12 protein-coding genes are annotated in these 12,344 nt (G+C 69.9%); 3 read left to right on the forward strand and 9 right to left on the reverse strand.

Annotation, left to right across the window (positions count from 1 at the left end; genetic code table 11):
* Positions 1–4: 4 nt before the first annotated feature.
* Together ACFYWM_RS11930 and ACFYWM_RS11935 are read right to left on the reverse strand one after the other, a co-directional pair.
* The gene (locus tag ACFYWM_RS11930; protein WP_389912546.1) at positions 5–706 is read right to left on the reverse strand and encodes a pentapeptide repeat-containing protein; all 702 of its coding nucleotides are present in this window, start codon (positions 704–706) and stop codon (positions 5–7) included.
* A 121-nt stretch (positions 707–827) separates the two neighbouring features.
* On the reverse strand, positions 828–2,345 hold the full coding sequence (locus tag ACFYWM_RS11935) for a glycoside hydrolase family 3 protein (RefSeq protein ID WP_389912549.1): 1,518 nt from the start codon (positions 2,343–2,345) through the stop codon (positions 828–830).
* A 532-nt stretch (positions 2,346–2,877) separates the two neighbouring features.
* On the opposite strand from ACFYWM_RS11935, the gene ACFYWM_RS11940 reads away from it, so the two are divergent.
* Both ACFYWM_RS11940 and ACFYWM_RS11945 read left to right on the forward strand, forming a co-directional pair.
* Complete coding sequence (locus ACFYWM_RS11940; protein ID WP_389912551.1) at positions 2,878–3,567, forward strand: TetR/AcrR family transcriptional regulator; 690 nt, start codon at positions 2,878–2,880, stop codon at positions 3,565–3,567.
* Between the two features lie 82 nt (positions 3,568–3,649).
* Positions 3,650–4,333 (forward strand): DNA alkylation repair protein, encoded by a 684-nt coding sequence (locus tag ACFYWM_RS11945; RefSeq protein ID WP_389912553.1) that lies wholly within the window; start codon positions 3,650–3,652, stop codon positions 4,331–4,333.
* Between the two features lie 40 nt (positions 4,334–4,373).
* Here ACFYWM_RS11945 and ACFYWM_RS11950 read toward each other — a convergent pair whose 3' ends face one another.
* From ACFYWM_RS11950 to ACFYWM_RS11980, 7 genes are all read right to left on the reverse strand, one after another.
* Positions 4,374–4,616 (reverse strand): hypothetical protein, encoded by a 243-nt coding sequence (locus ACFYWM_RS11950; RefSeq protein ID WP_389912556.1) that lies wholly within the window; start codon positions 4,614–4,616, stop codon positions 4,374–4,376.
* An 827-nt stretch (positions 4,617–5,443) separates the two neighbouring features.
* Positions 5,444–6,340 carry a chitosanase gene (locus ACFYWM_RS11955; RefSeq protein ID WP_389912559.1) on the reverse strand — a complete coding sequence of 299 codons (897 nt, stop codon included), beginning with the start codon at positions 6,338–6,340 and terminating at the stop codon, positions 5,444–5,446.
* Positions 6,341–6,600: 260 nt separating this feature from the next.
* Positions 6,601–7,512 (reverse strand): carbohydrate ABC transporter permease, encoded by a 912-nt coding sequence (locus tag ACFYWM_RS11960; protein ID WP_389912562.1) that lies wholly within the window; start codon positions 7,510–7,512, stop codon positions 6,601–6,603.
* Entirely contained in the window at positions 7,512–8,417 is a 906-nt protein-coding gene (locus ACFYWM_RS11965; RefSeq protein ID WP_389912565.1) for a carbohydrate ABC transporter permease, read from the reverse strand. The genes ACFYWM_RS11960 and ACFYWM_RS11965 overlap by 1 nt, the downstream gene beginning before the upstream one ends.
* A 216-nt stretch (positions 8,418–8,633) precedes the next feature.
* A complete protein-coding gene (gene ngcE, locus ACFYWM_RS11970; protein ID WP_389912568.1) occupies positions 8,634–10,043 on the reverse strand; it encodes an N-acetylglucosamine/diacetylchitobiose ABC transporter substrate-binding protein in 1,410 nt (469 codons plus the stop codon).
* Positions 10,044–10,121: 78 nt separating this feature from the next.
* The gene (locus ACFYWM_RS11975; RefSeq protein WP_389912571.1) at positions 10,122–10,880 is read right to left on the reverse strand and encodes a sugar isomerase domain-containing protein; all 759 of its coding nucleotides are present in this window, start codon (positions 10,878–10,880) and stop codon (positions 10,122–10,124) included.
* A gap of 2 nt (positions 10,881–10,882) precedes the next feature.
* On the reverse strand, positions 10,883–11,767 hold the full coding sequence (locus ACFYWM_RS11980) for a MurR/RpiR family transcriptional regulator (protein WP_389912574.1): 885 nt from the start codon (positions 11,765–11,767) through the stop codon (positions 10,883–10,885).
* 190 nt (positions 11,768–11,957) lie between these two features.
* On the opposite strand from ACFYWM_RS11980, the gene ACFYWM_RS11985 reads away from it, so the two are divergent.
* On the forward strand, positions 11,958–12,326 hold the full coding sequence (locus ACFYWM_RS11985) for a hypothetical protein (RefSeq protein WP_389912577.1): 369 nt from the start codon (positions 11,958–11,960) through the stop codon (positions 12,324–12,326).
* The last annotated feature ends 18 nt before the right edge of the window (positions 12,327–12,344 follow it).

Below are 12,344 nucleotides of genomic sequence, written 5' to 3' on the forward strand. Positions count from 1 at the left end.
GGCGTCAGTTCACGGTGAGGCCCCGGTCGGCGAGGATGAGGGCGGCCTGGGTCGGGCTGATGACCGCTCCGCGCAGCGACCGGAGGCGGGTGTCGTCGACCTCGCCGAGGTCGGCGCCGCGCAGGTCGGCCTTGGTGAAGACCGTCTCGACGATCCGGGCGCCGATCATGCGGCAGTCCTCGAACACGGTCTTGGTGAAGTCACAGCCCGACAGGTTGGCGTCGTCGAGGCGGACGCCCCGCAGGTGGAGACCCCGGAACGAGCAGCCGGTGAGGTCGGCCAGCGCCAGGTTGGAGCCGTCGAACCGGTAGCCGGTGCCCCGGCAGGCGGAGAGCACCGCGCCGATCATGCGGCAGCCGGTGAAGGTGACGTCGGTGAGCAGGGCCAGCTCGAAGCGCGCGCCCGACAGGTCGACGTCGGTGAAGGTCGCGTCGACGAGCTCGGCGTTCGCGAACCTGAGGCCCGCTCCCCCGCCGCCGGAGAAACGCGCCCCGTCCAGGTCCGCGCGGCGGAAGTCGGCCCCCTCCAGCACGCACTTCTCGAACGACGCCTCCACCAGCGACGCCCCGGTGAGGTCGGCGCCGGTGAGGTCGCACTCCCTGAAGACATATGGCCCGTCACCGGTCAGATGATCGCCGAGCGAGAGCCCCGACAGATCGGCCCCGTGGATCTCCCGCTGGTCCCCCAGCAACTGTGCCGCGTTCATCCCGCGATTCAAGCAGCCCGCCCCGACAGAATCCTCAACGCCCTCAGTGCCCTCGGCGCCGTGCTCTTGGGAAAGCGCCGTACGCCGGAAAAGCGCCCTGTCCCGGGGGGAGCGCGACCGGTCAGGTGGTGGCCGTGTCTCCGGCGAGGAGTTCGGCGGCGGCCTGGCCGCAGACGCGGGCGGCCCCGTGGGTGGCGATGTGGACGGCGCCCAGGTCGGAGCGGCCCGGCAGTCCCATCTCCACCACGACGGCGTCGGCGCGGGCGGCCAGCAGGTGCCGGAGCGCGTCGGCCTGCCAGGGGTGGCGGTGCGCGTCGCGGACGACGATGACCAGGGGGCGCTCGGCCGCCGCGGCGAGCACGGCCTCGACGGCGCCTCCGGTGGCCGTGGGGGCGGTGAGCCGGGTGACCGTGGTGCCGGGGAGGAGCTTGCCGAGCGGCTCGCCGACGCCCCACGGGGTGTCCTTCTCGATGGCGAGGTTCATCTCGGGGGCGAGCTCGACGACGTGCGGCGGGGCGGGCAGGGGGAACACCGCGGCCGAGGAGCGGCGGGTGATCCGCAGTGCCCGCCGGGCCGCGGCCAGGCCGATCGACGGGGTGCCCGGGCCTCCGGAGGGACCCGAGGACGTGCTGGGACCGGTGGTCGTGGTCCAGAGGGCGAGCTCGCAGACGCGCCGGGAGGCGTCGGCGAGCCGCTCCTCGGAGAGCCTGCCCTCGATCACGGCGTCCACGATCGCGTCGCGGATGCCGATCGCGGTCTCCTCCCCCGCGTGCTCGCCGCCCACGCAGATCGCGTCGGCGCCCGCGGCGACGGCGAGGACCGAGGCCCCGCCGATGCCGTACGGGCCGGAGACGGCGGCCATCTCGATGCCGTCGGTGACGATGACGCCCTCGAAGCCGAGCTCGACCCTGAGCAGGTCGTGCAGGACCGGGCGGCTGAGGGTGGCGGGCATCGCGGGGTCCAGGGCGGGGACGAGCAGGTGCCCGGTCATGACCGTGCGCACCCCCTGCTCGACGGCCGCGCGAAAGGGCCGCAGCGCCATGTCGTGCAGTTCTCCGAGGGGGGCGGCGACGAGCGGCACGCCGTGGTGGGAGTCGACCGAGGTGTCGCCGTGGCCGGGGAAGTGCTTGGCGCAGGCGGCCACCCCCGCCGACTGCATTCCCCGGATCCAGGCGGCGGTGTGCCGGGCGACGAGATCGGGGTCCGCGCCGAAGGAGCGCAGGCCGATGACCGGGTTGTCGGGGTTGGAGTTCACGTCGGCCGAGGGGGCGAAGTTGAGGTTGACGCCCGCGCGGGCCAGGTCGCGGCCGAGGTCGGCGGCGAGCTCCTCGGTGAGGCCGACGTCGTCGGCCACGCCGAGGGCGAAGTTGCCGGGCCGGGTGCTCCCGCCCACGGCCTCCAGGCGGGTGACCTCACCGGACTCCTCGTCGATGCCGACCAGGACCTGGGGGTTCTCCTCGCGGAGCGCGGCCGTGAGATCGGCCACCTGGGAGGGGGTCGCGATGTTCCTGGAGAACAGCACCACCCCGGCCAGCCCCTCGCCGAGCCGGCGCCGGATCCAGTCGGGCGGGGACTTGCCCTCGAAGCCGGGGAAGACGACCGTCTCCGCCAGACGGAGCAGCTCTGGGCCGCGCTTCATTCACCCCTCCTCGCCTGACGGCCGGTCGGCGTTCCTGCCGAAGACGCGCAGACACCACGTGGTCACCGGACCCCTGGGGGAAAGCGCTCCCACAGCGGCTCTGCGCAAATCTAATAGGAAAGTTTCCTAATTGCTAGTGGGCTGACCATAGGCCTTTCGCTCAGGATTTTGCGGCCGGGGACGATGGACGGGGTCGGGATCCGCTGATACGGAGCCGAGAAAAGGGGGGGTCGGCGTACGACGGGAGCCGCCGTCACCCGCACGGAACGACGGATCCGCCGACGAAACCGACGAATCCGGTCGTACGGCCGACGAAACCGGCGGTTCCGGTCGCGCGGGCGGGTGGCGCCGGCGAGCTCGTCCGGAGGCGGGCGAGGCTTTCCCGTGGCCCGCACGGATTTCCGCCCGGTGCGGACCGCGTCGGAGACGCCCCTCGCGGCGGACGTGGCGAGCGTCCGGCCGGAGCCGGGAACGGGAATGAGCTGGCGCGTTCCGGTGAACAAGCGATTGCGCAAGGGCTCATAATGGGGGCGTGAACACGCGAAAGAACTCCGGCGGCGCGACCACGACCCCGGTCAGGCGCCAGGGCGGGAACAGGCGCGCGGCCACATCCGGCCCCGCCTCGGAGCGCCGCGACCATCTCGTCAAACTCGCCGCCGAGCTCTTCGCCCGCAAGGGCTTCCAGGCGACCACCGTGCGGGAGATCGCGGAGGAGGCGGGCATCCTCTCGGGAAGCCTCTATCACCACTTCGACTCCAAGGAGACGATCGTCGACGAGGTGCTGACCACCTTCCTCGACGACATCGTCGGCCGCTACCGCGCCGCCCTGGACCAGAACGGCGACCCCCGCACGATCCTCTCAGAGATGGTGCGCATCGGGTTCAGCACGCTGGAGCCGCACCGCGCGGCGATCACCGTCATGCAGAACGACTGGAACTACCTGAGGTCACTGCCCGGCGACCGCTTCGACTACCTGGTCAAGGCCGAGGACGAGGTCGAGCGCATGTGGGTCGAGCAGATCAAGCTCGGCCAGGCCGAGGGCCTGTTCCGGGCCGACGTCGACCCCAAGCTCACCTACCGCATGATCCGCGACACCATCTGGGTGGCGGTTCGCTGGTTCCGCCCCGGGGGCCGTCTCAACACCACCGGCCTCGCCGAGCACTACATCACCGTCCTGTTCGACGGCCTGGCGACCGGCGAGCGGAGCAGCCAGAAGACATGACGCCCGCGGAACCCGGCGCGTCGAGCGGCTCGGCCTGTGAGAATCAAGCGTCCGCGAAGCGAACGGGAAGTGGTGGGCGAGCATGGAGATACTGCAGAAGGCCGTGCGAACGGCGCTCACCGACGTGGCCGACCCCGCCAAGGCCCCGGTCATGCAGGCCTACATGAAGTCGTCGATGCCGTTCCTCGGCGTGCAGGCCGCCCCTCGGCGCGCCGCGCTGAAGCGGGTCTTCGCCGACTATCCCGTCGACGTGGCGTCCGCGTGGCGGGAGGCGACGCTGGGGCTGTGGCGCGGGGCCGAGTACCGCGAGGAGCGCTACGCGGCGATCGAGCTGTCCGGCTTCCGCCTCTACCGCGCCTTCCAGACGCTCGAAGCGCTGCCGATGTACGAGGAGATGATCGTCACCGGGGCCTGGTGGGACTACGTCGACGAGCTCGCCGTCCACCGCGTCGGCGGCCTGCTCGCGGCCTTCCCCGACACCATGCGCCCCCTCATGCTCCGCTGGGCCCGCGGCACCGACCTGTGGAAGCGCCGCACCGCCATCCTCAGCCAGAACCGCTTCAAGTCCGCCACCGACACCGGCCTGCTGTACGCCTGCATCGAGCCGAGCCTGTCCGACAACGACTTCTTCGCCCGCAAGGCGATCGGCTGGGCCCTGCGCGAGTACGCCAAGACCAACCCCGGCGAGGTCGTCCGCTACGTCGACCACACCCGAATCAGCGGCCTGAGCCGCCGCGAGGCCCTGAAGAACCTCCCGGCCCGATAACCTCCGGGTGCCGCCGAATCACACGATAAATCGGCACGCGTCATCCGTAACCGCGGCGATCCTTGACCAGGACGAAATCCGCGGCACTTAACGTCGTGTGCCACAGGTTTCGCCCCGGAATCCTGAGCCTGCGGGATCCGTCCCAGCCCGCCGTCTCGACCTTCGTCCGTCCCGCTCGGGCCGCCATTTCCAAGGCGGGCTCCATGTCGGTGTCATGCGAGGCTAGGATGACAACGTTGTACGGCCCAGCCTGGGCCTGTTGCACCAGCTCAAGGGCAAGCATGACGTCAATCCCCTTTTCCCGGGGGCGGTCAAAGCATGAGGGCTTCCCCCAGTCCGGCGGGTATCGAAGCGTGCGATATATCACGGAAACTCGCTCATCGCGCGTCCACGCCGCCCGCTGACGTTGGCTGATGCTGTAGAGAACCGGCTCTCTGGCGTTACTCGGAGCACCTCGGTAAACACAGACTTTGGCAAGGGCAAGCGCCTTCTGATTGGGCTGCTGGCGGGCGGCCCGGACCTGCAGCACGCGTTCGGCGAAAGCCAACGGGTCAATAAGTGCCTCTTTTTACCGGAACCCCGTAAGGTGGGCACAAATCCCATGCCGTGAGATGGATGTTCTGATAATCGATCAAAACACACGCGGCGAGCGTGTCATTGATCACCACTGTGCACCCCGGAAAAATAAAATGCCCGCCAGTTCCGGAGAACGGCGGGCAGCAACGAGTTAATGATAGTTCCACATGCGCGTCCGCGCAACATGCCCGAGTCAAGGCTAGATCAAATGACTCCAACGCGCATGGATATCGCTCGATAACAGAGGGTGCCCCCTCGCGACCTCGCACGACCACGTCTGGATGGACTTTTCACAAGGATCGCCCACAAAGATCAACAATGCTGGCGATCGCTTCCTTGCTGGTCGAGCGAACAGACAAGCCGCCAAACTTCATCGGAAAGAGGAGGAAATCGAGAGCCGACGTTCTCGTATCATCGACGATGACTCTCGTTATTCGAGAGCGTCGGCTGTTGTTCAAGAGCGTCAACGGCGCCCGTCGGGAGTGTCGCGGGGAGGCCCCGGCGGTGTCCCGTCCGCCGGGGCTCCGGGGGAGGTCAGCCGATCTTGAAGGGGTCTCCGTAGACCTTCCAGGACAGCGGGGTGTTCAGGTCGAGGTTGCCCTTGTCGAGGAAGACGCGCTGGGCGGTGTCGACGCGGCTGGTGTCCTCGTGGGCCTCCTCGGCCCTCATCGCGACCTTGCGGGCGTCGAGGAAGGCGTGCAGGTACTTCGTCTCGTCACCGCCCTGGGCGGGGGGCTTCGCCTTCTTCAGGGCGTTCTTGCGGATCGCGCCGAAGCTCTGGGGGTCGGTGCCGCCGCCGTGCGTGACGATGGCGTCGTAGTAGGCGAACTGCCCGAGGGCGCGCAGGCCGTCCTTCTTGGCCTGGTCGACAGCGGGGTTGAAGTAGACCCGGTCGCGCTCGTCGTTCTGGGCCTGCTGGAAGACCGTGTCCTTGGCGGCGGTGGCCCAGTCCTTGGGGTAGTTCGGGTCGAGGCCCTTGTGGGAGGCGGTTCCGTCGACCTTGCGCAGGGCGGGGAGATACTTGGCGAGCACGTTCCCCGGCTTGAGCCGGGTGTAGCGCTCGACGAGGTCGAGCATGTCCCCGGTGCCGGAGCAGAAGCCGATGATCCCGGCGGTGTAGCCGCGGCCGTCCTTGATGTCCTCGATGTACTTGTACTGCGCCTTCCAGTTCAGCGAGGAGTTCTCCGCGCTGGACACCAGCTGCATGGCGATGTCCTTCTTGCGCGGGTCGGTGAGGTCGACCGCGGCGGAGGACGACGAGGACGACGCCAGGCCGGCGGGCACCACCGCGGACCCCGGGGCGGGAGAGAGCTCGACGGTGTGCCCGGCACCGGCGAGGGTGATCAGGGCCGGGACGGCGACCGCGGCCGCGGTCGCGACCAGGAGGCGCGGGGTACGGCGGCCGGAGCGGGGGTTCGACGAGAAGGGCACGTGTCTCTCCAGGAAAGGGGACGGAGGAACGCCCGGAGGCTCTCCGGAGAGGAGAACACCCCTTCGCGGGGGCTCTCCGGAACGGGGGCGAGGAGCGCGGGCGGACAGAGGATACGGGGTGGAGGAGATGGCGCTGGGCGGAAACCCGCACCGCTCATTAGGAAACTTTCCTAACGAACTTACTCCTCACCACTCCCCGCGCGTCAACCCGTTCGCGCCGGAGGAACCTGAAGACAGCCTTATGGGAGGCTCAAGCGGCCCTACTTGAGCGCGCCCGCGGTGAGGCCCTTCTGGATCTGGCTCTGGAAAAGTGTGTAGACGATCAGCATCGGCAGGATGGCCATGCTCAGCGCGGCGAACAGGGCCGACCAGTCGGCGTCGTAGCCCGCGGCCGTGGAGATGTCGGCGATGCCCTGGGTGAGCACCCACTTGTCCCGGTCGGAGTTGAGCAGCACGAGCGGCAGCTGGTACTGGTTCCACTGGCCGAGCACGTTGAAGATGGTCACGCTGACGATGCCCGGCTTGGCCATCGGCAGCATGATCTGGAAGAACACCCGGGCGTGCGAGGCCCCGTCGACGAAGGCCGCCTCGGCCACCGCCCCCGGCAGCGTCCTGAAGAAGGCCGCGAGGAAGAAGACGGTGAAGGGCAGCGAGTAGGCGATGTAGACCAGGATCAGCCCGCCGTGCGTGTTCAGGCCGATGAACGGGCCGATCACCGGGACCGCCCCCATGTTCTGCACGACGAAGAACAGCGGGGTCAGCGCCAGATAGACCGGGAAGGCCAGGCCGGAGACGAACAGCAGGTAGATCGACCGGTTGCCCCGGAAGCGGTAGCGGGCCAGCACGTACGCGGCCATCGAGCCGAACAGCATGGTGCCGAAGGTGCCGAAGGTCACCACGACGACGCTGTTGACCATGTACTGGCCGATGTGCGCCTGTTCCCAGGCGCGGGCCCAGTTGTCGAGACGCAGGGACGCCGGCAGCGACCAGGCGTCGCCGAAGATCTCGTCCTCGCTCTTCACCGACGCGAGGAACGTCCACACGATCGGCACGACCACCAGGACCGTCCAGACCAGCAGCGCGACGTGCGTCAGGGCCGACAGGGGGCCCAGGCGCCTCCTGCGCTCCTCGCGGGCCAGGGCCCGGCTCCGGGGAATCACGACGTCCGCCACTAGAACTCGATCCGCTCACGCCGCGACAGGCGCAGGGCCAGCGCCGCGAACCCGATGGTGAAGAAGAACAGCACCACGCCCATCGCGGAGGCGTAGCCGAACTTGAAGTACTGGAAGGCGGTGCGGTAGATCTCCGCCGCCATCACGGTCGTGGAGTGGTCGGGGCCGCCGTGCTCGGCCGTCATCACCCACACGATGGCGAAGACGTCCAGCGCGGCGATGCCGAGATAGACCCAGCCGACCTGGATGGTGTCCCACAGCAGCGGCAGCGTGACCCGCAGGAACAGCTGCGGCCCCCCGGCGCCGTCGATCGCCGCCGCCTCGAACAGGTCGCGCGGGATGGAGGCGATGCCCGCCGAGAAGAGCACCACGTAGAAGCCGACCGCCTGCCAGACCAGCACGGCGAGGATCGACCAGAACGCGACGTCGGTGCTGGACAGGAAGCCGACCGGCTCGAACCCCAGGGCGATGAGCGGCGCGTTGAGCATGCCACTGCGGTCGGGCCTGAACACCTGCTGGAACAGGACGGCGACCACCGCGACGGCCAGCACCTGGGGGAAGAAGAACACCACGCGGTAGAACTTCGACCCCCGGATGCCCCCGGTGCCGCCCCGCCCGCCCGCGTTGAGCAGGAATGCGAAGAAGAGCGCGATCCCCAGCGTGAGGACCGGCATCAGGATCAGCAGGACGAGGTTGTGCCGGACCGCCTGCCAGAACACGTTGTCGTCCAGCAGCCGCCGGAAGTTCTCCAGGCCCACGAGGCGCGGGCTCGCGTTCACCCCGCGCCAGTCGGTGAACGCGATGTAGAAGGCCTGCGCGTAGGGCGCGATCACGTAGATCAGGTAGAGCGCCACGGGGATCGCGAGGAACCCCGTGACGAACCGTGCCCTGCCGTGGTTGATCACCGGATCACCGCTCCCGCTCCCGCTTTCCCGACGGCTCGCCGCCGCCCGGCGGCGTCGTCCCGCCATATGACCCGGTCACCGGCCCGCCGCCCCCGGACGCACCGCCACGCCGCGCCTCGTCACCGGCCGGCCGCCCCGCGGACACACCGGCACGCCGCGCCTCCTGACCGGCCCGCCGCCCCCGGGCGCACCGTCGCGCACCGTCGCGTGCCGTCGTCACCGGCTGAACTTCTTCACCGAGGAGTCCTTCTTGATGGCGTCGGCCTTGTTCTGCGCGCGCTCCGCCCACTGGTCGACGGTCAGCTTGCCCGCCATGAGCTGCCCGGTCGCGGCGGCCACCTCGTCGTGCAGCTCGACGTACCACTTGCGGAACAGGAACCAGACGGCGTTGTCGCCCGCCGCCTCCAGCGCGGTCGAGGCGCTCTTCAGGCCGGGCTTGAGCGTACGGCCCTCGTCGGCGCCCTTGACGACCGTGAGCGTGGAGACCAGCTCCATGAACTTGCCCGCGCCCTCCTTGGAGAGCATGGCGCGCATGTACTCCAGGCCCGCGCGGGGGTTGGCCGACCTCGCCGGGACGACGTACTCCTCCCCCGGCTGGGCGTGCAGGGTGCCGTACGGGAGGGCGTCGGAGGGGCCGAAGTCGGGGAGGGCGAACATCGCGTAGCCGAAGTCGGCCGGGGTGGAGTCCTTCTGCTCGTTCTCCAGCCAGGAGCCGCAGGGCAGCATGGCGACCTGGCCCTTGTTGTGCGCCGTCTGGGTCTGCACGTGGTCGAGGCCCGCGGTGCCCTGCAGCAGGTACTTCGACCCGATCTCGACGAAGGCCTCCGCGGCCTGCCTGACCGGCTCGGCCTTCCAGGCGCCGTCCTGGAGGTTGTCGATGTTCTTCAGCACGTCCTTGCCGCCGATCTTCGCGGCGAGCGTGAGGATGGCCTCGTAGATGTAGAACGGGTGCTTGCCCGCGTAGGTGAAGGGCGCCATCTTGCCCGACTTCTTGATGGTCTCGCACAGCGCCAGGAAGTCGGCCCAGGTCTTGGGGACCTGCCAGCCCTCGGCCTCGAAGAGCTTCCGCGAGTACCAGATGCCCCAGACGGTGTTGGCGTAGTTGAGGACGTACGGCTTGCCGTCGTAGCTGCCCAGCTCGATCGCGTTCGGGTCGATGGTGTCGCGCACCTTGACGGCGGGGTCGTCCCAGCTCGGCGCGTCGTACAGCGGCGTGAGGTCGGCGAGCTGGCCGTCCTGGACCAGGGCGCCGAAGTCCATCGCGTTGGCGCCGGAGTTGTTGACGAACTCCGGCGGGTCGCCGCCGGCGAAGCGCGGCTGGAGGGTCTTGGCGACCTCCTTGGTGGCGTTGTGCTTTATCTCCAGCTTGGGGTGCCTGGCCTTGAGCAGCGGCTCGTGGACGTCCGTGGCGTAGGCGTCGCCGAAACCGCCGTCGAAGATCCAGATCTCCAGGGGCCTGTCCTCGGCGAAGCCGAGCGGGTTGACCGCGCTGGTGGCCCCGACGACGGGCGCCGGGGAGGTGGCGCCGCCGTTGCCCGCGGGGGTGGCGCACGCGGACAGGACCGGCAGCGTGAGGCCGGCCAGGGCCGCGCTGCGCAGAAGCTCGCGCCTGGATAGCTGGGTCATGCTTCCTCCTGGAAGTGGCCTGGGAGTGGAAGGCGGTGGCCTGGGAGTGAGAGAGGGCCCGGGGGTGGGGGGCGGTGGTCAGGCACCTCGCCGGATCCTTCCGGCGTAGCGGTTCTCAAGGGCGCGGTTGTGCTCGTCGCCGCCGGTCACGTTGGCGGAGCGGTAGATCGGCGGGGTCAGGCCCGCCTCGGTCAGGCCGCGCACCACCTCGGCCACGACCATCTGGGCCAGCAGCGCCGAGGTGATCGTGGACACCGCCCCGAACGTGCCGCCGTCCCTGAGCGGGAGGACCGCGTCGCCGTACGGGGCCCGGTTGTCGAGCACCACGTCGGCGAGGTCGAGCAGCTTGCGGCCCGAGGGGTGGCGGGAGGTCATCGCGGTGCTGTGCCGCACCGAGGTCAGGGCGATCAGGTCGTGCCCGTGCTCCTTGACGATCGAGGCGAGCTCGACCACCGACCCGTTCACCCCGGAGCTGGAGATCAGCACGAACACGTCCCCCGGCCGGACGGGGGCCAGGTCGTAGATCCGCCGGGCGACCGAGGGGTCGCGCTCCAGCTCGCCGGACGGTCCGAGGAGGACGCCGACCGGGGCGTCCCCGTACAGGACGACGTCGCGCAGGGCCAGGCGGTTGCTGGGCACCAGGCCGCCGGCGCGCCCGGCGATCTCCATCGCGATCGCCTCGGAGTGGCCGGAGCCGAACGCCTGGACCACACCGCCGCCGGTCAGGGAGGCGACGATCAGCCCCGCCGCCGCCCCCACCGCGGCCGCCTGGGTCCTGGAGACCTCGTCCACCAGGGCCTTGACCTCGTGAACGTATTCGGAAGCACCGATCTCCACGGTCAGCTCCTCTCCACTCGGTGGCTCTCCAGAGCCCGGATCGTCAGCTCGAAGGCCTCGTTGGTCTGCTCGTAGGTGCGCTGCGCGACCGCGACATAGACGGTGTCGAGGACGAAGAGCTGGGAGTGGACGGCGGCCAGGCCGCCCAGCCGGAAGGTGGTCTCGCGGCTGGCGGTGGTCAGGACCAGGTCCGACAGCTCGGCCAGCGGGGAGCGGGCGAAGGAGGTGACCGCGACGGTCAGCGCGCCCCGGTCGCCGGCCTCGCCGAGGGACTCCAGCACCTCGCGGGTGCGGCCCTGGTGGGAGATGCCGATCGCGACGTCGCCCTCGCCGAGCAGCGCGGCGTCGGCGAGGGCCTCGTGCGCGTCGGCGTGGCTCCAGCAGGGGACCCGGATCCGGCGTAGCCGCCCGCCCATCATCAGGGCCACCGCCCCGCTGGTGGAGACCCCGAAGATGAGGACGCGGCGGGCCGCGACGATGGCCTCGGCGACCCTGGAGACGGTGCCCGCGTCCAGCTGGGCCGCCGTCTCCTGGATGAGCCGGGAGTCGGCGGCGGCCATCACGCCGATCGCCGCGTCGAGCGGATCGGTGGGGCCGATCTCGTGGCCCACCCCCGCGTCCCAGTTGGCCTGCGCGACGCGCCCGTTCTCGGTGGCCAGCGCGACCCGCAGCCCGGCGTACCCGGCGAAGCCGAACACCCGGCAGAAGCGGGTCACCGTGGCGGGCGAGCTACCGCTCCGCTCGGCCAGCGTGATGATCGTGGAGCGCGCCGCCTCGGCGGGGTCGGCCAGGATCGCCTCCCCCACCCGGCGCAGTGCCTCGGGCAGCGCGGGCGTCTCGGTCTGTATGCGTCCGAGCGCGCCTGCGGCCACAAGCATTCCTTTCATCGGAAGTCATCTGGGTGAAAATTATTCTCAAGTCAAGCTCGCGTCAAGGCTGTCGAGGGCACGGTTGGGGGCACAACGCCCACGGCGCCGGGGCTTCGGGAAAAAATTCCGACAACCTCCGGCGCCTTTCGAGCGTCGTTCCTAACAGAGGTTCCAGAAAAGGAGCCGCCTGACGGAGGCGAACCCCACGATGACTCCACGTCCGGCCGACACGCCGCACCAGGTTTCCAGCACGCACGTCCACGACGAGCTGGCCGCCCGGCGCGCCCGGCGCGCCAGGGACCAGAGACTGCGCAACGACCCCCATATCCGGCTGCTGGAGCGCGAGCACGGCGTCCGCTTCACCGTCGAGGAGCTCCAGGCGGCGGACCGGCAGGCCGAGGAGATGCTCGCGCCGATCCGCCAGGAGCCGCCCGTCGACGAGGAGACCCGCTCCCTGCAGCTGCTCGTCTGGCGCCGTCTGGGCCCGAGGGGGTTCCAGGGGTTCATGCGGGAGCTGGAGGAGATGGAGGCCGAGCTGGCCAGGGCCCGGCACGACGGCTGGGGCGACATCAGCTAGACCCTCTCCCCGAGAGTT

Source organism: Streptosporangium sp. NPDC002721 (assembly GCF_042888905.1).
In the GTDB taxonomy this organism is placed as follows: domain Bacteria; phylum Actinomycetota; class Actinomycetes; order Streptosporangiales; family Streptosporangiaceae; genus Streptosporangium.

Bases quoted from the DNA above. Each gene is read 5' to 3' on its own strand.
- ACFYWM_RS11930 (WP_389912546.1), bottom strand. From the start codon at position 706: ATGAACGCGGCACAGTTGCTGGGGGACCAGCGGGAGATCCACGGGGCC.
- ACFYWM_RS11945 (WP_389912553.1), top strand. From the start codon at position 3,650: ATGGAGATACTGCAGAAGGCCGTGCGAACGGCGCTCACCGACGTGGCC.
- ACFYWM_RS11980 (WP_389912574.1), bottom strand. From the start codon at position 11,767: ATGAAAGGAATGCTTGTGGCCGCAGGCGCGCTCGGACGCATACAGACC.
- ACFYWM_RS11935 (WP_389912549.1), bottom strand. From the start codon at position 2,345: ATGAAGCGCGGCCCAGAGCTGCTCCGTCTGGCGGAGACGGTCGTCTTC.
- ACFYWM_RS11985 (WP_389912577.1), top strand. From the start codon at position 11,958: ATGACTCCACGTCCGGCCGACACGCCGCACCAGGTTTCCAGCACGCAC.
- ngcE (WP_389912568.1), bottom strand. From the start codon at position 10,043: ATGACCCAGCTATCCAGGCGCGAGCTTCTGCGCAGCGCGGCCCTGGCC.
- ACFYWM_RS11950 (WP_389912556.1), bottom strand. From the start codon at position 4,616: ATGCTTGCCCTTGAGCTGGTGCAACAGGCCCAGGCTGGGCCGTACAAC.